Annotated in this window: 15 protein-coding genes and 1 pseudogene; 1 reads left to right on the plus strand and 15 read right to left on the minus strand. The window is 36.7% G+C overall.

Annotation, left to right across the window (positions count from 1 at the left end; genetic code table 11):
* From BCR21_RS12660 to BCR21_RS12690, 7 genes are all read right to left on the minus strand, one after another.
* The coding region (locus BCR21_RS12660; RefSeq protein ID WP_069646834.1) for an LPXTG cell wall anchor domain-containing protein at positions 1–367 on the minus strand (367 nt) is incomplete at its 3' end.
* A gap of 17 nt (positions 368–384) precedes the next feature.
* Positions 385–4,026 (minus strand): pectate lyase-like adhesive domain-containing protein, encoded by a 3,642-nt coding sequence (locus BCR21_RS12665; protein ID WP_069646835.1) that lies wholly within the window; start codon positions 4,024–4,026, stop codon positions 385–387.
* Between the two features lie 151 nt (positions 4,027–4,177).
* A complete protein-coding gene (locus BCR21_RS12670; RefSeq protein ID WP_069646836.1) occupies positions 4,178–4,891 on the minus strand; it encodes a winged helix-turn-helix domain-containing protein in 714 nt (237 codons plus the stop codon).
* Positions 4,892–5,240: 349 nt separating this feature from the next.
* A complete protein-coding gene (locus BCR21_RS12675) occupies positions 5,241–6,341 on the minus strand; it encodes a tyrosine-type recombinase/integrase (RefSeq protein WP_069646837.1) in 1,101 nt (366 codons plus the stop codon).
* A 665-nt stretch (positions 6,342–7,006) separates the two neighbouring features.
* A complete protein-coding gene (locus tag BCR21_RS12680) occupies positions 7,007–7,924 on the minus strand; it encodes a helix-turn-helix transcriptional regulator (protein WP_069646838.1) in 918 nt (305 codons plus the stop codon).
* A 96-nt stretch (positions 7,925–8,020) separates the two neighbouring features.
* Entirely contained in the window at positions 8,021–8,518 is a 498-nt protein-coding gene (locus tag BCR21_RS12685) for a YehS family protein (protein WP_069646839.1), read from the minus strand.
* Between the two features lie 85 nt (positions 8,519–8,603).
* Positions 8,604–8,978 (minus strand): VOC family protein, encoded by a 375-nt coding sequence (locus tag BCR21_RS12690; RefSeq protein ID WP_069646840.1) that lies wholly within the window; start codon positions 8,976–8,978, stop codon positions 8,604–8,606.
* Positions 8,979–9,146: 168 nt separating this feature from the next.
* Between BCR21_RS12690 and BCR21_RS12695 the strand changes: the two genes are divergently transcribed.
* A complete protein-coding gene (locus tag BCR21_RS12695) occupies positions 9,147–9,908 on the plus strand; it encodes an alpha/beta fold hydrolase (RefSeq protein ID WP_069646841.1) in 762 nt (253 codons plus the stop codon).
* A gap of 101 nt (positions 9,909–10,009) precedes the next feature.
* On the opposite strand, the pseudogene BCR21_RS16690 reads toward BCR21_RS12695, so the two are convergent.
* The 8 genes and pseudogenes from BCR21_RS16690 to lacD (BCR21_RS12735) all read right to left on the minus strand — a co-directional run bounded on the left by BCR21_RS16690 (position 10,010) and on the right by lacD (BCR21_RS12735) (position 22,001).
* A pseudogene (locus BCR21_RS16690) lies at positions 10,010–10,991 on the minus strand (IS30 family transposase).
* 164 nt (positions 10,992–11,155) lie between these two features.
* Complete coding sequence (locus BCR21_RS12705) at positions 11,156–12,787, minus strand: peptide ABC transporter substrate-binding protein (protein ID WP_084013311.1); 1,632 nt, start codon at positions 12,785–12,787, stop codon at positions 11,156–11,158.
* A gap of 32 nt (positions 12,788–12,819) precedes the next feature.
* A complete protein-coding gene (locus tag BCR21_RS12710) occupies positions 12,820–13,896 on the minus strand; it encodes a M42 family metallopeptidase (protein ID WP_069646842.1) in 1,077 nt (358 codons plus the stop codon).
* A gap of 33 nt (positions 13,897–13,929) precedes the next feature.
* Positions 13,930–15,042, minus strand: a complete 1,113-nt coding sequence (gene ald, locus BCR21_RS12715) for an alanine dehydrogenase (RefSeq protein ID WP_069646843.1) — start codon at positions 15,040–15,042, stop codon at positions 13,930–13,932.
* A gap of 183 nt (positions 15,043–15,225) precedes the next feature.
* Positions 15,226–16,215 (minus strand): tagatose-bisphosphate aldolase, encoded by a 990-nt coding sequence (lacD, locus tag BCR21_RS12720; protein WP_069646844.1) that lies wholly within the window; start codon positions 16,213–16,215, stop codon positions 15,226–15,228.
* A gap of 88 nt (positions 16,216–16,303) precedes the next feature.
* Entirely contained in the window at positions 16,304–16,672 is a 369-nt protein-coding gene (locus BCR21_RS12725; protein WP_069646845.1) for a hypothetical protein, read from the minus strand.
* A 205-nt stretch (positions 16,673–16,877) separates the two neighbouring features.
* Positions 16,878–20,840 carry an endo-alpha-N-acetylgalactosaminidase family protein gene (locus tag BCR21_RS12730; protein WP_069646846.1) on the minus strand — a complete coding sequence of 1,321 codons (3,963 nt, stop codon included), beginning with the start codon at positions 20,838–20,840 and terminating at the stop codon, positions 16,878–16,880.
* A 168-nt stretch (positions 20,841–21,008) separates the two neighbouring features.
* Positions 21,009–22,001 (minus strand): tagatose-bisphosphate aldolase, encoded by a 993-nt coding sequence (gene lacD, locus BCR21_RS12735; RefSeq protein ID WP_069646847.1) that lies wholly within the window; start codon positions 21,999–22,001, stop codon positions 21,009–21,011.
* Positions 22,002–22,007: the final 6 nt, after the last annotated feature.

Consider the following 22,007-nt stretch of genomic DNA (forward strand, 5'->3'; position numbering starts at 1 on the left):
ATTTATCTGCCTCCTGCTCTTTTTTACGTTTCTTAAAGAAAAGAAACAGTGCAATAGCTACTAGCACAATTCCGCCAATCCCAATTGAGCCTTTGATAATTTCACCCGTGGATGGATATCTTCCAACAGGTTTTGTGACCTTAGGTTCTGATGGGCTAGACGGCGTTGGTTTTGACGGCTCTGTTGTCGATGCAGTCGTTGGTTCTGTTGTCGGCTCAGTCGAGTCTTCGTAAAACGTAATGATTCCTTCAGTTGTTACTTGTCCTCCATTTTGGTTTTCAGTTGCATTCACAGTTTCTGAAAATTGTGTGGCTACCATCAGACCCATAATAGAAGATAGCAAGATAGATAATACTTTTTTAGTCATACTTTTCTCCTCTACTTTTATGGATTTGCTGATGGTGGTCCTGCGACTAATTCCCAAACAATCGTTGCTTCATATTTTCCAGCATCTACCGATTGACCAGAGTCTACTTTTAATTTGAAGCCATCGCCTTCTGGTGACCAAGTACCGCTGATGTTATAAGAATCACTGTTCGCATTTTTACGTGAGATGATTGGTTGCGATGCACCCATTAACGTGATTTCGTCATTTTGATGTACATAACGAATCGCTCTTGGGATAAAGATGTTCGGATCATCAACTTTGGCTAACTCTTTTTCTAAACGAGCATTCAAAGTCCATGTTTCTTGCACTGCACGGCTATCTTTCACGACTAAATCGCCACCTTCATAAGAAGGATTATTGATTTTTGTTCCTTTTGGACTAAAGATAGTTGTTCCAAAATTAATATTTTTGGGCGCTGAAACAAGTTCCAGAATACCGAAAACACTTCCTCCTGGATTATCAACTTTTGCATCTTTAGAAAATACATCATGTGCTCGGTTAGGATCATCGGGTCCTTCTATAAATTCCCCAGATTCTCTTGGTGAAAAGCCTGTTGCTGTCCCGATGTTAGTAATTACTTTTCCAACTCCAGATTGCTGAACTTCTGTTTTAAAGGTTACAATCGCAGAAGCTCCCGCCTTCAAATTCCCGACATTCACTGTCAATAAACGAGAATCGACATCATAGGTAAAGTCCGTCTCAGATGCCGTTTTACCATTAATCGTCACGTTTGCTGTTGCTGGATCAAATTTTAATCCGTCTGGAATCGTATCTTTTATAGTAACTTTATTCCAAACAGCATCTAGACTAGCGTTTTTTCCATTAGTAGCGGTCAGTGTATAGGTTAGTATATCGCCGACTTGCGTTGTTTTATCACCAGAAGAAATAACGGTTTTTTCCATTAATGGATTGTCCGGAAGCCCATCTTCAACAATGAGTCTTTTAGCTGGATCAAAGCGATTATCATCCGTTCCACTTTTTACTGCATCATGGTAACCAGGATAACCTCCTGCTCCATCATAGCCATCCACTTTTACATTGATATTTCCAAATACCCCATCTGGTTCTTGTGTGTAGGTATCTGGCAATGTATACGTCGGCATAGGACTGATAACTGTTTTATCTTTTAAATAAACATCTACTTTATCAGTCTTTTCTAAATATCTAGATAAATCAAGTGTCCATTTCCCTGCAGCAACAGTTGTAAATACTGCTTTACCATCTGCACCTTTTAGCCACTCACCATTTACTTTGACAAAAACTTTTGCACCGTTTTCGTCACTTGTTCCAGATAATTGTTTGGTGGCATTATTTAATTTGTTTGCCTCCCCTGTTTGGGTGGGCGGAGTGACATCGATAACCGTTTGAACGCCTGTTTGAATATCTTCTGGTAAACTTTCGTGCATTTTTCCAGATTGACTATTCGCACCTCTACGTCTGGCACCGGTCACTTCTATCGTTTGACCTGTTTCAAGAAATTTACCGTTTGGAAGGTTGATTTTAAACAACCCATTTTTAGCAGTTTCTCCCCACAGAGCAAGACCTGGCGAACCAATTGTATCGTCAGTTAAAGTGTATGCAACAGAGCCATCTGCATTTTTTACAGTTACATCAACCTCGACTTCATCTGTCCAAGCATCACGAATACCTTCGACCCCTTCCGGAACTGAAACGTGTCCATAAATTGCTTTATCTGCATTCGTCGGTATTCTTAAGTCATCCACGATCGGTCTAGCATTATTCCCACTCATTCGGGCATAATTATTTGGTTGCCCAAATAGTGATTTAAAACCAGTATCACTAGTACTTGCAATTGTCGCTAAGTTAGAACCAGTTAATGTAAAATCAATCAAGGTCCAATCGTATAACGGATCATCTACGTAAACATTTTTCCCTTTTTGCCAAACACTGACATCGGTATTATTTGCTACAAATTTTCCGCCAGCACCACTCAAACTAAAGATGTTGGCTCCGCCTGAACGTGTATTGGCAAAATCATAATAAATCGGATTATCGATCAGAACACTGGCATTAGCTCCCATATTGAATACACCATAGGCTTCACCGCTAGTATTTCCTCTAGCGATAAACTCTGTATCTGGTCCTGCATCGATTGTGGATGTATTTGAATTTCCATATACAGCCGGTCCGTAATTAGCAATCATGTTCACTTGACTATCCTTATCACGAATCGTGAAAGTATTATTACTCCCAGGTAAGTTCAAGGCTTCATTCGAATTATTACTTGCACTGCCTGATCCTTTATTGTAGAGATTCAATTTTGATTTTCCAGATACATTCGTAATAAAACCATCTCCATTTAAACGTAAAGCTGGAGCTTCACCGGCTAAATGTTGAATGTCGATCTCTGAGTTATCTGAAATATTAAACTCATTATTTGGATTATTCGTTGAAAAACGTACAGTCGCTGCATCGCCACCTGTTGTATCAGTAATCGCTGTTAATTTTGAGTGATTGGTCACATTAAATTTATTACCTCCATAACGTAAGCGAATAGCAGAAGAACCAGTGGAATGTGCTACTAAGGTGGCATTATCTAAATTAATCGTTCCGCCACCACGATTTCCATCATTTATACCCACTGCCCAAACCGTTAGAGTGTTGCTTGATTGGTTCGTCGTGATCTTACTTTTAGCACCATCACTTGAATAAACATGTAAAATCGTGACCGTATTATTTGTAGCGTAAAAGTTATTTTCACCAGCTAATCTTAACGTGCTATTCGTGGCCTCGATTACACCTGGAACATTATTTTCTGGTGTACTAACATTATTGAATGTCACATCCCAAATAGCGGAAGCTGAGGACGAATAAAAAATCGAAGTTGCTCCTTGTTTAGTTATCGTTGCATCATTCACCACTAATTTATTTACGGAAGTGGCACCTAAAGTTACGTTACCATTATTGGCACCAAAATCGATTTTATGATTGTTCCCATTGATCGTTAAATCTCTGGACAATGTTCCAGGAGCAGAAGCTGCATTTGTAGCTGTCCTTGTAATATCAGCATCAACATTGATCACATCAACTGCAGTATTCGCTAAAGCCGCTTTAAATGTATCCCAATTATTAACAGATACTGCACTTCTAAACCCTCTCGCCTGCTCTTTCACGTCACCTTTGACCATAACTGGTGTTTCAATCACTTCTTTTTGATAGTTCAAATCAAAACTAGCTTTAGAAACTACTTTTTCTTCACTTATTACTTTAAGCGTATTGGATATTGTTTTATTATATTCCGATGCTTTAAACATTATTGGTAATGTATAGCTACCAAGTGTTTCTTTAAAAGTAATTGTGACCTGATTTTCCGTATCATCTGTGATCTCCAATTTGTTTGCGACCTCTTCTGGAAGATGATCGAGAATGTTTTCCGCATATAAAATACGTTGGTCAGAGTTATCTAAAGATAATATGATCGTGCTCTTTTGGGGATCTTTCACTTTTAAATCAAACTCAACTTGATTTTTAGTTTCTGACTTCTTTTCTAAAACATATGAACTGCCATCTTTGTCAGAAGCTTTTATTTTCGTTTGATTATTTAAAACTAAAAAGCTCATTACACTGAATAGAGTTATTAAAACAGCAACGAAAGAACTTTTTTTCAAAACTTTCAATATTTTTCCTCCTTTCCTCAAAAATCGGTGTGCCGTATGTTTAGACACATCTATTTCAAGTTTCTCTGCTCTACGCGATTCATTAATTGGATAAACGATTACAGAGAAAAAATGAAAACAGTTATCAGTATTTTCGTGTAGCACATTCTTATTAATTATTCAGCATATAACCTTTCGAACGAACTGTTTTGATGTACTCTCTCGTTGTGTTGCCTCCATCAAGTTTTCTGCGTAAATGATAAATAATATTTGCCACTCGATATTGCTTATCTTCGTCTTCACCACTCCAGACATTCTTATAAATTTCTTCATATGCTAAAGCCTCTCCTGCATGCTGACTTAACAATTCGATTGTTCTAAATTCAAGCTTAGTTAAGCTCACTTCCCGATTACCGTTTAGCAAGACACTGAAATTAGATGGGATAAGCTTAATCTTATTTTTAGCCAAAACAGGTTCTTGAAGTGCTGGATGTTCGTGAGATTTGAGTGTATTTTGTTGTTTTTCAGAATAACGCTTCAAATTCCCTTGTATAAACAAGGAAAGTTCATCTGAATCAATCGATGCATTGATAATTCCATCCGCACCTAATTTCATATAGACAATTCTTGTAGATTTATCTGTATCTTTAGACAACACCCACAATAATGCAGAGCTTTGTTCGCGGATTTTTATTATAGATTCACAAATTATACTCATCTGATTTTCTTCGTCTTCAATGATCAATGCATCCAATCCATCTTCAGTGATGTTCCATGTCTGTTGATCCTTCAGATGATGGACAATACACTTTGTTTCTTTTAATGCTTCTATGTATGTGTTATCAGCCAATTCTCTATTTGAAGAAATAACCCCAATATTGTACATATCCTTTCTCTCCTCCATATTCTATGTTTCATTAATTTTTTCTAATTTAGTCAATATATTTGCAGTATTTTAGAATAGTTTTTATACTGTTTAAAACTGTGTATAGTCCGCTAAAATACATCTTGTTTTTCGATAAAACAAGAAAAAGGGATAATTTTTCTTTATTTGTAAGGTTTTAAAATTTCTGTTGACGGCGAATTTGACGGCGGATAAAAAATAAAAAAAGCTCTTTTTGCTTTTAAAGGGCTTATATTTAAAAACATAGAAAATATAAAATCTGAAAATAACAGATGTTATAAAATTAACAAGAAAAAGAAAGCGATTTTCTTAGCATTTTTTTTGAAAGTCATTATATAAATGCTAATTTATCAATCGCTACTCTTTGTTCGTCTAAGAACGAATTCGTATACGTATCTAAAGTCAGTTTGATAGAAGAATGCCCTAATAAAGAACTGATTGCAGCAATGTTAACGCCTAATTCCACACAACGAGTTGCAAATGTATGGCGCAAGGCATGAAAAGACACATTGATCAATCCCAATTTTTTCTTGACACGTTCAAATCGATAGCTGATTGTACGAGGTTCAATCGAATGTCCTTCACTCGTTACAACATAAGTAGAGATAGCTTGTTTTTTCCAATGTAGTAGAGCTGTTTTAATTTTTTTGGTAAGCGGAATAATCCGGTTCGCATTGACAGTCTTCGGTGGCGTTTCAATAATTTTTGTTCGTTGACCTGAAGAACTTGGTAAAGCGATTCGTTGTTTTGTTCGTTGGACTGTTAACACAGAGGACTCAAAATCAATATCCTCCCATTTTAATGCACAGATTTCTCCAATACGCATACCTGTCTCTAACGCTAATAAAATAGGCAATCCTTTGATACTTTTCAGACTTTCAGCTTCTACTGCTTTTTGCTGCGTGCGTGTCAATGCTTGAACTTTTTGTTTATTTATTTTGGGCAAAGCTGTACGTTCACAGGGATTTAAATAGATATAACCTCGCTCTTTGGCAGCTTCAAAACAATTTTTTGTGATACGAAAAACAATATGAACAGAACTAGCAGATAATGTTTGGGCTAAACCTTTAACTAGTTTATCCATATCAGAAGCTGTGATTTTTTTTAGAGGACGCTTCTCTAAACTTGGTAAAACATATAATTGAAGCTTATGACTATAACTGGCATACGTGCTTTCTTTCAAATTCGGAGCCATAATCTCTGTTAGCCAAAGATTAGCCCACTCCCCAAATGTTCCGTGAAATTCTTTGACAGCTCCAGTGTAAACAAGTGTTTTCTGAACTTTTTTATCAAGTAACTGCTCTTTCACTGCACGATATGAACGAGCATAAATGTACCCATAATGAATGCTTCCATCTATTTTTCTTGCTTTTGGGTATCGACCTTCCCAGCGTCCATCTTTGCGTTTATAAATATTTTCACCTTTAGCCAAAAAAATCAATTCCTTCCTATATTATTGACGGCGAATCTGACGGCGATTAAAAATAACCGCAGATCCACTTTTCATTAAATTTATTTCAAACAAGTAAAGTATTTCTTCGAAATTCTCATTTTTTTCTGTTTTTCTATTAAAAATTGAAAAAAATATATTGCTTTTTTCTTGATTTCACTATTGATTTATCATTAACAAACCAATAGAATAGATTTAGATATCAAATTAATTTAAAAACATTCACAAACATATCTTGTTTTATCGAAAAACAAGATATGTTTTTTTTAGTCTAGAATTATCAAAAACTAGCTATATGTAGTCTTGAAACAGCCTTTTGTATTATTTTATAAAATAAATTATTCTAACAAAAATAATTATGCAACAATTCATATGAATTTTATTATTACTTTCCACAAATTTCTTTATACAATAATGATAATAAAGTATTTAAATATAAAAATTATATAAAAAAGCATTAGAAAAAGGCTCTACAGTTATTAGAAATCGATTCCTAAAAACTGTAGAGCCTACTTTTTATTCCTTACATTTACTCCTAGTATTTCTTATCGCTTCCTTACTTAATTTCAGCTCAGTATCTCGATTTTTGCATATAGAATACAGCTTACATTTAAAGCAAGGAAATAGGTAAGTGAAATCCCTCTTCTTTAATATGTTTCGTTTAATTTGATTATTTCTTGTTTATGTCGCTCTTTCAATTTTTCTGGTGCTATCACTTTTACACCATTACCAAACATCAACAAAAAGGGAATGATCGTTTTTTGCTGATTTGCATAAACTCTTACATCTACATGATTCTCTCCTACTTCAATTTCATCTTCCGTGTAATAATCATATAGTTTTCCTAAATCTTCTTTTTTAAAACGTAATTGGATCACGTCTTCATCAGGTTCAATGAGTCTTGCATTAGAGTATTCAACAGGTTCAAATGTCATCTCCTGAATCATAAGTTGACAAATGCGCGTGACTTTAAAATATCTAAAGGCATCTCGTTCCTCACAATAAGAATAGATATACCAACTGCCATTCATCAACATTAATTCATATGGATGGATCGTTCTTTGAGTATGATCACCTTTATTGTCTACATAATCAATTATTACTTTTCGATTTTGTTTCAGAGAAAGATTGATGTAATTGATTTTTCTTTTCGTTTCAACTTCAATTTCTAGCCGATGCATGGTCGGTGACTCAAATGAAAATTGTTTTTTCAGTTGGCCTTTTTGATTGTTTTTCTGTTGTATCAATGTAATTTTCTCTTTGATTGTGTTTTGCTGATCCGAAATTCCGAATAAACCTTCTTTGATATTTAACGCATTAAGGATATCTTGCTTTTCTTCTCCACTATAAGTATATGTTCGCAATTTAAAAGAATCCACTAGTGAGAAACCACCCTTCCGACCAGGATGAGAAATAATCGGAAAACCAGCTAATTCAATCGTTTCGATATCTCTAAAAATGGTTCTTTTGGTCACTTCAAAACGTTGAGCCAATTGAGCAGTTGAAACAATCTCATTTTCTAAAAGTAGCACGATGATTGCCAGTATTCGTTCGATTTTCTTCAAGTTGCTTCCTCCCTTAGTCAGAAAAAGGACAAAACTAGTCTGATTTAGCCTAGTTTCATCCTGATAGTAAATTGTATTTTTACTTCATTACTTGATTCATTGTTCCCGATACTTGATTGCTAAACCCTTCAGGAAATTTCTTGCATAGCGGTCACCACATTCCATGTAATTTCGGTGTCCTTCTTTTCTTAAGATTGCACTTAGTTCACTCTCCGAAGCATAAACGCCCGCCAGTCTCAAAACATCGAGCATATCGTCACTTGTCAGAGTTAACGCAATCTTTACTTTCTTAAGCAAAACATTATTGACAGTGCTTTGATTCGAGATCAAGAATGTTGGCTTAGGTGCTACACCATTTTTCACAGGTGCTTTGCCTCTTTTATACGTGATCAAGCCGTTCAAGAAGGCCTCTAAGGTACGATTATCACAAACGGCATCACGTGGAAGTTCATCTTCTTCATTTTGCTTTGTTAGTAAAACTCGTAGCTCTTCCCTTGTGACCTCTAAATCACCCAGTTTAAAAATCTTGATCATATCTGTATCTTTAATATCTAATGCGTAACGTAAACGGATCAGTATATCGTTATTATTCATCTTTCTCCTCCAGAAAATATATCATTATTTCTTAGTATAAAGCTTTCTTTCAGAGAATGCATCAATTTGTTGTGATTTATTTTAACTACGCACCATGATAGACTGCTTCAATATTATAGCCATCTGGATCAAGAATAAATGCCGCATAGTAGTGAGCACCATAATCTGGCCTGATTCCAGGTTTACCATTATCGGTTCCACCAGCTTTTAGTCCAGCATTATAGAATGCTTCAACCTCTTCTTTTGAGGCAGCACTAAACGCAAAATGAATGAGTTTTGGCTCACCTTCTGTTATCCAAAAACTACCCGCAGGATCTCCGCTGATAATCTCTTTCTCGCCAAAACTAACGCTCTTACCAAAATCCAACTTCATTTCGTTTCCTAATGGTGCTAAGACCTCTTTGTAAAATCGTTTACTTTTGTCGATATCGCTTACATTTATTGAAAAATGATCTATCATATTTATTCACCTGTCCTTTTTTATTTCTAAAACCAATATACAAACATACGTTCTTTTTTTGTCAACTAGAGTTGTCTAATTAAGTGCAACGTTATTAAAAAGCACTAATGATTATATGTTATACTAAGACTAAAATTCTTCAGATTAATTGGAATATGGGAGGTACACATGAAAGAATTAGAAGTAGTAAATGGACAACACAAAATAAGATATCATGATTTTCCGGGAGAAAAAACTCCAATCCTTTTTATCCATGGACTAGGTTGTGCTGGATCATTAGATTATCCAGAAGTTGCGGCACAGCCTGAACTATGTGGTCATAGACGAATTATAATTGACTTGCTTGGTGCAGGATTTAGTGATAAACCGAACAAATTTGATTACACAATTGAAAACCATGCTCTTTATTTGATAGAGTTTATTAAAGTATTGAGATTAGAAAAAATCATTCTTTTTGGTCATAGTATAGGTGGTGCTGTCGCACTAACAGTAGCTTCACTATATAAAGGGGAGATAGAAAATATAATTTTAACAGAAGCAAACCTTGATAGTGGAGGTGGTTTTGTTACAAAAAAAATAGCTTCAATGACTTTAAATGAGTTTGTCAATACAGGTTTTAAAAATATTATTATGGAAAACCTTCAAAGCTCTAACGAAATATGGGTTTCAAGTTTTTCTTTATGGCTGCCACAAGCAGCATATCAAATTTCAAAATCAGTAGTTTCAGGTCAATTTCCTTCTTGGAGAACTATTCTGTACTCACTTGATTGTCCTAAAACATATATATTTGGGGAATATAATTTAGATGATCCCGACATCGATATATTAAAAAATAATAATGTTAGAATCGATACTGTTAGTAAAGCAGGTCATTCAATGTCCTGGGAAAATCCTAAAGGTTTAGCCAACGCAATTAGGAAAGCTTTATAGAAATATTTCTTCACAAATGAATGTTATAAATTATTGTCAGATAAAAGTAGCATCTATTAGAGGATATGCACATAACAATGTTCTCTTTTTCTTCATAATCTTTAAGTCAAACTTGAAGTTTTTTCATAAAAGGTTTCATAAGGGGTTTTCCAACTTAGACATTTTCTAGGACGATTATTTAGTTTATCAATGACTGATTCAATATATTCTTCTGAGACGGGTGTCATATCTGTACGCTTTGGTAAGTATTCACGTATCAATCCATTTGTATTTTCATTTGTTCCACGTTGCCATGGAGACCAAGGATCTGCAAAATAGCAATCAATACCGCACAATCTACTGAAATACTTGTACTTTGCAAATTCTGGTCCTCTATCTGGTGTAATCGTTTTACGTTGTTTCTTGCTTAGGGGAGATAATAATTTTACAATCCTATCTCTTACGCAGATGGAATCATTTTTAGGAATCCTACCAGCTAGTAAAAATCGAGATTTCCGATCAACTAGTGTTACTAAGCAGGACTTTCCACTGTGCCCCAACCCAGTGCTGCTTCCCAGTGTCCAAGTTCTTCTCTAGTTTCGGCTTTTGAAGGACGTTCGTGAATTGTTTTTACATCAGTAAAGCGCCCACGACGATCACCGATTCTTTTATTCCCTGATTTTCTTCCTCTTCGTCTTAACATTTTTCGAGCTCCAGGGCACCCCTGATCAAATAGACCATCGTAAATAGAGCGATAAATAGTAGGATAACTGATAATAGATTCTTTATTCTCTAAGTTAATTCTATTCGCTATCTGTTCTGGAGACCATTGGTGTTCAAAAAGTAATTTACGAATGATTTCTCTGTAAGGTGACTGATCCAAGATTCTCTTTCTACCACATTTCTGCTTGTTCTTATGATACGATTTTTGTGCTAGAGAAGGAGAATATACTCTAAACTTTGCAGTATTCTTTTAAGTTCCCTAATAACAGTTGACGAGCTTCTTTTGATTAAGCGCCCAATTCTATGAATAGTAAATCCAAAACCATGATAGAGAAAGATCATTTCCCGCTCACGTATAGTAAGGTGTGTGTATGAAGTCATAGCTGAATACCTCCTAGTCGATATAATTCGTCAACACCATTTATAACAGGTTTTTTTCCCCTTAAATTTTTAGTGTTGCACTTAAATTATACATTCTAGAATACGAACAGAAAAAAATGTTGAAAAGCAGCCTTACACTGACTTTTCAACATTTTATCAATTCTTTATTTTAAAGATACATTCTTATAATAAGGAGCACCAATTGCACGATAAACCAACCCTTCGACACGATCATTTACCAAGAAGGCTTCTGATGCTTGGTAAAGTGGTGTCACTGGTGAGTTGTCCATCAATACTTTTTGAGCATCCAACAAGGTATTCCAACGTTTTTCATTTTCAGTGGCATAGGTTGTTGCTGATTCTGTTAGTAATTTATCGTATTCTTCATTGCTGAATTTACCATAGTTTTGTTCTCCACCTGTTCTAAACAATTGTAGGAAGTCATATGGATCAGCATATGTTGCTGCCCAACCAGCTAAAACAACATCAAAATCGCCTTTACTCATTTGGTCTAAACGGTTTTTAAACGGTACGCTTGAGATTGTTACTTTTAATCCTTTTAGGTTTTCTGTTAATAATCCTTGAATGTACTCCGCCATTTTTTTAGCTGTATCGATATCTGACGTTAACAATGTTACTTCGGCTGAGTCAACACCTAATTCCTTCTTAGCATCTTCCCATAATTTTTTACCGCCTTCAACATCGGTCTTCATTAATTGGCCTGCTTCTTCAGCGAAATCTTTCCCAGTTTCTTGGTTAGCGATTCCTTTTGGTACAAACGTTTCAATTGCCATTGAACCATCTTTTAGAATATTTTTAGCGATTTGATCTGAGTTGATTAGTTTTGTAATCGCATTTCTAGCATTTTTATTCGCAAATACTTTGTTTTCAGTATTGTATTGCAAGTATGAAGTGGATGGATAAATACGTTTTACTAATTCTGGATTATCTAGTTCTTGATCAACATATTCACCTTTAATTGGTGCAATATCCGTATCGCCTGCTTTAAACAAGTTCACATTTGTGCCGATTTCTTTACTTACTTGAACATCGACTTCATCTAATTTCACTTTGTCTGCTGCTCTGAATTGATCATTTTTCAGATATTTCCAGGTAATGCTTGTACCATCCCAGTCAGAAAGAGTAAAAGCGCCGTTGTAGATCATGTTATCGCTGTTTGTTCCATATTCTTTCCCTTTTTCTTCAACAAATTTTTCATTCAATGGATAGAATGTTGGTTTTGCTAAAAGAGAAGATAAGTATGGAATTGGGTATTCTAAGTTAATTTCCAATGTGTGATCATCAACTGCCTTAACACCTAAATCAGCTGCTGGTTTTTCACCTTTAGAAATTGCTTTGTAGTTTTCAAAGCCATCAAATAAATACGCATATTCTGAACCTGTTTTCGGGTCAACCGTACGTTTCCATGAATAGACAAAATCATTTGCTGTGACTGGATCGCCATTGCTCCATTTTGCGTCCTCACGTAAGTTGATTGTGTATGTTTTCCCATCATTTGTAGGTGTAACAACTTCTTTTGCAATCGCTGGTGCTGAAGTGCTATCATCAGCAAATTCATATAAGCCTTCCATTACTTGACTGATTGCTGAAAAACTAACAACATCTGTCGCTTGAGATATATCCATTGTTGGCAGTTCAGCATTTTCAATAACGGTCAATACTTGTTTTTTATCCCCAGTTGATTCGTCTTTCTTACTTCCTGACCCGCATGCAGCAAGTGATACTACTAGTAATCCTGCGGCTACTGTCGTTAATGCCCATTTTTTCATGTTCATTTTTTAATTCCCCCCTATTTTCTTTTCTATCATTAAAAGCTGTCGATTTTGGCTTTCGTTAAGTCGTTTACGATAGCGACGGCCAGTTGATGTGCTGCTTGGTAATCTTCGTATGCAACATAGCCATAATGGGTATGTGCATAACGGACTGGCACGCCAATTACAATGGCCGGTACACCTTTGTTCGTCAAATTGATGATAGCGCCATTAGTACCTCCGCCTTTTCTAACTGAACTTTGCATTGGTAAACCATATTTTTCGGCTGTTTCTTTGGCAAACCGCTGGAAACGCGGATTAGTAATCATCGAAACATCAAAGTTTCTAAGCATCGGACCACGTTTTAAGCCAGATTGAATCATGTATTCTTCTGAAAATGTATCATCTGCCGGACAGCCTTCAAACACGATAGCTAAATCTGGTTTGATATTATTCATCGCTACTGTCGCACCACGTTCACCGACTTCTTCTTGTGCTGTCATCGTACCAATCAGATTGAATTCCGATTCCTTTTCAGACAATTCTTTCAGTGTTTCAAGTAAACACGCACAACCAATACGACAATCAAACGCTTTGCCCAGCATCACGTCAGTCGCTTCAAGGTATTCAAAGGTCACATCTGGAATCACTGGATCACCGATTGCAATGTTTAGTTTCTCTACAACCTCTTCGACGCTGGTACAGCCTACATCAATCACCATATCATCGATTGTTTGGACTTCTTTGCGTTCAGCATCCGTCATAAAGTGCGGTGGTTTGCTAGCAATAATGCCAGGAATTTCATTACCGTTGGCTGTTTTGATTCGTACGCGATGTGCTGGTACTGTATTTGGCACCCAACCGCCTAAAGGCAGAAAGCGCAATGTACCATTTGGTTTTATAGCTTGAACGATAAAACCCACTTCATCACTATGAGCATCAAACACGATTGTTGGTTTATCCGCTTTGTGTTTCCCAACTTTCATGTAAACATTTCGAATATGATCTTCACTAACTTCAGCAAAAGGTGCTGAGAATTCTTTAGCGATTGCTACTACATCATCTTCAAATCCAGAAACACCAGATGCGTTCGATAGACGTTCAATTAAATGTAACGATTCTTTTTTTGTCATTGGGATGCGTCCCCTCCTAATAAATTCAACTAGTTATAAAACAGATGATACTGAAGAATATGGCAAATTCAAATCAGTCGCAACAGCATGATTGGTCATTGCACCATTCAATGTATTAATGCCTGAAAGTAACGCCGGATTTTGTTCTACAGCACGTTCAAATCCTTTGTTCGCTAATTCTAATACATATTGTAAAGTCGCATTAGCTAAGGCAAATGTGGCCGTTTGCGGAACGGCTCCTGGCATATTGGCAACCGCGTAATGGATCACACCAAGTTTAACGTAAGTTGGATGTTCGTGTGTCGTCACTTCATCGATTGTTTCAAAAATCCCGCCTTGATCGATAGCAATATCAATGATTACGGAATGTTCCGGCATAGACACGACCATTTCTTTTGTGACTAATACTGGTGCTTTGCGTCCTGGAATCAAGACTGCTCCGATGACTAGATCCGCATCTTTCACTGCTTCTTGAATATTGAAATGATTAGAGACAAGCGTTTTGATTGCTCCATTAAACTGATTATCGATCTCTTGGAGTTTTTTGATATTGACATCTAAAATCGTAACATCTGCACCAAGCCCTAGCGCAATCTTCGCCGCATTACAGCCAGAAATCCCACCGCCGATGATCGTTACTTTGCCTTTTTTAACCCCTGGAACGCCGCCTAATAGAATCCCTTTTCCCTCTGGAACTTTTTCTAAAAATTGAGCGCCGATCTGAGCTGCCAAACGTCCAGCAATTTCACTCATTGGTGCTAACAATGGTAATTCCCCATTGGCTAATTGAACGCTTTCGTAAGCAATTGTTTTCGTTTTTTTCTTCATTAATTCTTCAGTTAACGGTTTATTGGCTGCTAAATGAAGATATGTGAATAGTGTCAAATCTTCTCTTAAGTATTGATACTCTTCTTTTAATGGTTCTTTTACTTTTAAAACTAATTCTTGTCCCCACGCTTCTTTAGCTGATGCTACAATTGTTGCGCCAACAGCAACATATTCTTCATCATGAATCGAAGCACCTAATCCAGCATTGGTTTCAACAAAGACTTCGTGACCGTGCTTAATAAGATCTAAAACCCCAGAAGCCGGTAAAGCTACACGATTTTCGCCATTTTTTATTTCTTTTGGAATACCTATTTTCATCGTTCAGGATCCTCTCTAACTCATTGCTTATCTATTTTGACGATAAGCCACTTACTAGATTATAGTTTAATGAAAGTTTATCCGCAATACATAGAAAAAAATTTTATTTTCTCTTTCTTTTTTAATCCTTTCTTTACTAAAAAACCTGAAATAAATCAGGAATCGATTTATTTCAGGTATTTTTTATCCAACCTCAACCTTTGAGCGCCAAGATGTTCCACAACGATCAACGATTTCATTCAATGTTTCAATATTCTCTTTTCCTTGTGTGGCAAACCAATCACGACCAGCGGCTTCACCTTTTGCTGAAAATGGTTTGACTCCTTCACGCCAAGTTGCACGTCCACATAAGACACCGCTAAACTTAGAGCCAGCTTCTTTTGCAAATTCCAATGTTTCTTGGAATAATTTTGTTGAAACACCTGCACTTAGGAAGATAAAGGGTAGTTCAGTCAATTCGCTTTGCTTTTTAAAATAGCCTAAAGCTTCTTTTTTACTATAAACGATTTCATTTTCAGCAAAACCTTCCACATAATTCATATTGACGGGTACTTCCATTTTTAAAACATCGATATGATAGTGCGGCTTAGAAAATTCGATCATTGATTCCAAAACTTTGTGTGGTTTAACTCTGGCAAACGCCGCAGAGCTCGCATCCGTAATCTCAGAATCATACGTCACGATCTCAACAAAGAGCGGAATATCCTCTCCTAAACATTCACTGCCTAAACGCTCGACAAAAACATGCTTTAACTTATTGATTGCCACAGGTTCATCTGGATCATAATATAGTAGGAACTTGATTGCATCGGCTCCAGCTTCTTTCAAACGTGATACTGACCATTCTTCTAATAAATCTGGCATTCTACCTGGTGTTGAAGCATCGTACCCAGTTTTTTCATAAGCTAATAATAATCCGCAATTCTTATCCCGTACCTTGGTTGCTGGTAAACCATATTCTGGATCAAGTAAAATCGCTGAAGCATAGGGAGTTAACTCTTTAGAGGCTACTTTTTTAAAGTCGACAATTTCTTCTCCTGTAGCCATCGTACTGGCATCTGCAATCATTTTTTTTAAAGAACCTCGCTGATCGATTGCCAACGCTTCGATCAACCCTTTTTCATTAGATAAACGATTCAGGGCATCCATTTTTGCTTGACTGATTTTGATCATGATAATAGCTCCTTTACTCTTTTTTGAGGGAAAACCTCTCTTACTTTCGAGTATACTCGCTGGTATTTAGAAAGACAAAAGCCACGCCTTAAAGGGTCACAATATTTAAAAATCCCCACAATTGAATAACAGAATATATGGTATAACCACTTAAGCAAATTAGCGTAAACAGATAACTGTAAATGTTGATTTTGTTTAAAGAAGATTTTTTCAATTGAAATAAAATAACAAACATACAAATAACTTGGGCATATAATAAAAAATCTTTCAGAAAATGGTATTTAAAGCCTAGAATAAAACTGGTCATATCCAAAGAAATTACAAGTACTATTGATAAACCAAATAAGTGAAACGTTTTCTTGGCACTTGGTGTCAGCTGACTCGGACTTAAAGATCCGTAAAGAACAACCATTGAAATATAAGCAATGTAAAATAAATTATTAAAAATAAAATCCATTTTTCTACTCCCCCTATCTTTGATCAGTTCAAACTTAGTTTACCACATTCAGTAACGAGGAAGGAGTGTTTTATACTCACATAAAAATCAACTTGAGCGTCGTATAGGTATTTTTCTAATAATGAATCGTAATAAAAAAGAGCTTAGTCACGATACGTTTCACCGTTTGTTAACTAAACTCTTAATTTATCAAAATCTGCTTAGATTATTTGACTGTTACAGTAAAATTATCAATCACTAGATCGTAAGCACCACCCGTTGTGTAAATACCAAACGTAGTATTCCCAGAAGTGTCACCAACAATTTCTGCTTGATATTTTTTGGTTTTCCCATCTGCCGATGTTGGTAAAATTTCGCCAACTTTTTTCAGATCTTGGAGTGTTTTATATTCACCCGTCACAGATCCCGCAGAGAAGATATCTTTTCCATCTGTTTGGTAATCAAAGCTGATTGTATATTTTTTCCCTGCTTCAAATTTTATATTTTGCGGCGTTGTTTGAAGCATTAAGCCTGCGCCTTGTTTGTGCGCTTTTAAAGACCAATTGCCTGATAACACATCGGATATTTTATTGCTATTCCAACCATATTGCGTATAAGGTTCGTTTTTCTCCGATAAGTGTATTCGTGGATCTTCAACACCGCCAGCTTGTCCTTTGACAAACGGGAATAGGCCAATAGCTTGAGTATCTTCAAAGTCTTGTTTGATAATGGTTTCACTTGTTGTATTCATTACATCTGTTTGCCGCTCAACAATTCGAATATCATCAAATTTTGTTTTATTGGTCCCTGCTTCTGCAGCTAAAGTAAGTGTGACTTTTTTCGCATTCTCTGGAACAACAAAATCGACTCTAGCATTTTGCATATACTGAGGATATTTGCTGCTAGTATGATTGGTATCTGCTTGAATATAGTTTTGAACGACAGAATTGGTGTATTCTTTTGTATATTTTTTCCCATCGATTTCTATCGTTATGCTGGCTTTTCGATTATGTGTTTCAGTATTGACGTAGGCGCTGTATTTCCCAGCTTTTAATACTGTTAAATCTTGCTTGATCGTCATAGCTTCTTTTCCAGCATTCAAAACATAGTCGCCGTTTGGATCTTTAATAACTGCGGCATCTCCTTGAATGACTTGCCAGTTTTTAGCCAACGTATCTTGTTCATTGAATCCAGGGTCTTTCACTGGTGTTCCTGTACCAAATTTTACTGGTTCAGTTGTCTCTGGTTCCGCAATCACATACGGTGTTTTCGCTTCTGCTTGAATCGTTACTTGGTTTCCTGTAATAGCAGCAGCCCCTTTATCTTTTCTGCCTTGATCTGTTAATTCATATACATGTAAATTGTTTTTTCCTTGTAATTTGTCTGGAATCGTCCAAGTTGTAGAGCCGCCAGTTTCATTCCAGTGGTATAACTTCAGTTGATCCTTGTTGGTCCATGGTAATAAATAGGTATTCCCTTTTAGTACGTCAACATTATTTAATGTTATGCGTTTTTGATCATTCGCGTCTTTTTGCGTCACAACTACCTTGTCACTAGCGTTTGCCAATTTGATTGTGCCATAGATTTGACCATCGGCTGCGGTCGTTGTCTCCCAATTTGTGATTTGGTAATGCTGTAAAAATTTTGTGGGGATATTGATTGCAAAAGTTTTATCTTTATACGTATTGAAATTTGTTTTTCCAACCCAGCCTTCATATGCCTCAAATTCTGTTCCGCCTAATAACGGATTATCAGAAATGATCCATGTGTCTTTTTGATGATTACGGATAAAGCGCACAATATTGCTATTAAAGCCTTTCGTTGCTGTTCCACCGTAGGCTTTTTCAGCAGACCAATGATTCCAGATCGAATCATATTCTAGTGCATTCGGGAATTCATTAGCCGTGATCCAGCCTAGTCCATTGATTTCTTTACTCAATTGGCGACTTAACCAACCAGCTTCACCTTGATTGCCCCAGACATCTACATAGATATAATCTAAATTCGGCACATTTTGCTTCAACTCTTTAAAGCGGTTCAAACGATTACCACTGATCGTATCTGGTCGTTGTTTGATGAAATATGATGGATCTAGCCAATCCCAGCCTCGTTTTGTTGGATCGATCAAGTCTTCATTGAATGATTTTGCTTCGGGATATGACTCTGTATCGTTGACATGTACACCAAAGATAGCGTTCAGTTTGTGTCCTTCATCGATTAATTTATTTAGATCGTTTTGACCCCCTTGACGTTTACCAACATCACCATAATCTGGATGGGCTGAATCGTGGCCTTCATTTTGATAGCCTTTCAACAAGTTCATTTGTCCTAAACCATCGGTCAGATTATACACTCGTTTTGATTCATCCAGTGTTACTGAAAATGGATTTGTCGCCTGACTAGCAAAGTTGAAAGGAATCCGTTGATTAACTAATTCAGGGACTTTTTCCGCGCCAACTGGATTATTCATGATTGCGCGATAGTTGATTGCCGCATCTTGCCAGTCGACTTTACCGTCACCATTTAAATCTTTTGCAAATTTGATTTTTACTTCGGGTATGTCCCCCGTCAAATAAGCATCTGGCGCATCAAATGGTCGATAGGTCCAAGAACCACTCCATAAAGACGTCACATAGCCTGCTTTCGTTTCTTTGGTTTGTTTATAAATTCGGTTGTTATCGCTGTTGTCTACAGTGCCATCCCCATAAGCATTGGTCCAAAAACTTGCAGCATAGGCATCCGTATTTAAAAATCCGTACATATATTGCTTGGTTCCCACTTCATTTGATGTCATTAAGTTCTGGAAGGTATCGCCATTTTTATTGCCATTATTAGCATTCGTTCCAGTGTTCATGACTACACCTGAAAATGCCGCGCCAGCATCGGTACTGTTCACGGAAACTAAGCCTTGATTCGCAATGGCCAGCGTATGGATTTTTGTTGTTCCTTCTTTGATATCTGTTATTTTCATAGAAACTTCTTGCCCATCAGAAACAATGAAACTAACTTTAAAACTCAATCCTAATGCAGGAACCGTTACTTGATAAACTGCCTTATTTTTAGTCGTAGACTCTTTGACAGCTGTTGCTTCATATGGTTTTCCATCAATCAGAACTTGGCTGATTTTTTCTTGCTGTCCTTTAAAAATGATTTTGTTATCACTCGGATTTTCGTAGCGAATCACTCGTGGAAAAGTAGGATCTAAAACTGCTGTAATATCAGCAGATGAGATTTTGTCCCCTACTTCGATGCTACCCTCATCTGTGACGGTGATTGTTGCTTTGGCTTTTAATGCTGTTCCGGTAACTGTTCCCAATACGTCAAAGCTACCAACTTTTTGATAAGATTCTGGTGGGATATTGTCCCAATTCACATTTTCTTCTTTTTGATTGCCGGTATTGTAAATTGCTTTGACTGTGGTCGGTAGCGTTGGTGCTATACCGATTTTCGTAAAGATTTTAACGGGTGTTAACTCAGTAATTTCTGGTACTAATTCAGGAAGACTACCGCTGTCTCCATTTTTGAAATATTGATAGCTGACTGTTTTTTGATCATACCAAGTTCTGACACCGATTCGACCTGTGGCTGTTGGAATTTTGCTCCCGTTAGCTAAGACTGGTTCTCCATCATAAAATTGGGTGCCATTTAGCCAAATCGTGAGTTTAGTTCCAACGTAACGAACTTTTAAAACGTAAGTCGTATCGGCCGCTAATGTTGGTCCAGAAATACTATCATTCCAAGATGTTGGACTTTCAACAAGCCATTTTCCGTTTACATTATAGCCAACAAAAACCCAGCTATCTTTTGAAGCGCCTCTGACAATAACACCCGTTCGGCCTTCTCCTGTGCTAAATTTAAATGACGTTTCTACTTCTCCGTCTGCTTTTTGGGGTGAATCTAAATTGATCGATACTGCATTGTTTCCAGCCTCTGCTTTACGAGAAATCTCTAGTGCCTTGTTATTGATACTTCTATTTGTTCCACCAACTAAATCCTGCCAATTGCCTAACACACCATTTTGAAAATTCGTCTGCCAATAATTCGCCACAACTGCTGGATCTGTCGCGATCTGGGATTGCGCCTGATCACTGTTCTCACTTTCATCAGCCAGAACACTCATTGGTGCCAATACAGCAGTACATGCCATTAAAGCTACTATACTGATCGATGTAGTCCACTTTTTCTTCATTCCGTTGTCACTCTCCTTCTTCCGTTGAATACGCTATCATTTTATAAAAAACGAAACTTCACCTAAAGACCTTTATCTATCAAAAACTAGAGTGAGGTCATCAGCTTTTTATCCTCATTCTAGTTTTCAAAGATTAGACACTTTCTTTTTCTACAAATCGTTCACTGCTTAATAAAGTACTTCTACTTTATCATGCCAAGAACTTGCCGTTCGTTCTACTACTTCGTTTAGTTGTTGAATATGTTCTTTTCCTACTGTGCTTAGCCATTGACAACCAGCCTGCTCACCCTTCTCAATGAAAGGGGCTACACCCTCTTTCCAAGTTGCCCGTCCACATAACACGCCATTAAATGTAGAGCCCGCTTCCTTAGCGAATTCTAAGGTATCTTGGAACATTTTGGCTGTAACCCCAGCACTTAGAAAAATAAATGGTAACAGCGTTGCTTCACTTTGCTGCTTAAAATAAGATAGTGCTTGCGCCCGAGAATAGACAGATTTTTCAGTGCCGATTCCTTCAACATAGTTCATATTTACAGGGACTTCTACTTTTAACACATCGACGTTATAGCGTGGTTTTGAAAATTCTTTCATCATTTTGATGACTTTTTCAGGTTTGATTTTCGCATATTCACTAGAAGTAGCATCCGTGATGTTTGCATCATACGAAACCAATTCCAAATAAAAGGGAATATCCTCACCTACACATTCACTACCCAGTCGCTCGATAAAAACGTGTTTTAGATGATTAATTTCTTGTGGCTCGTCCGCATCATAATATAGTAAAAATTTAACTGCATCTGCCCCTTTTTCACGTAACCGTAGTGCAGACCAATCTTCTAAAAGATCTGGTAGTCGTCCTGGGGTTGTCGCATCATAACCGGTTTTTTCGTAAGCTAGCAGCAACCCTGCTTCTTGATCTCTTGCTTCAGCTGCCACGATACCATACTCTGGATCTAATAAAATCGCAGAAGCAAATGGTGTTAACTCTTTCGAAACCATCGTTTTAAAATCAATGATGTGCTGTTCAGTAGGTTCTTTCCCCAACGCTTTGATCATTTTTTTCAATGCACCTCGTTGATCGATCGCTAAGGCCTCAATGATTCCGTTTTTTGTTGATAAACGATCCATCGCTGCTTTTTTATTCGCTGTTATTTTTAGCATTTGTTT

The organism is Enterococcus ureasiticus, assembly GCF_001730285.1.
GTDB classification, from domain to species: Bacteria; Bacillota; Bacilli; order Lactobacillales; family Enterococcaceae; genus Enterococcus_L; species Enterococcus_L ureasiticus.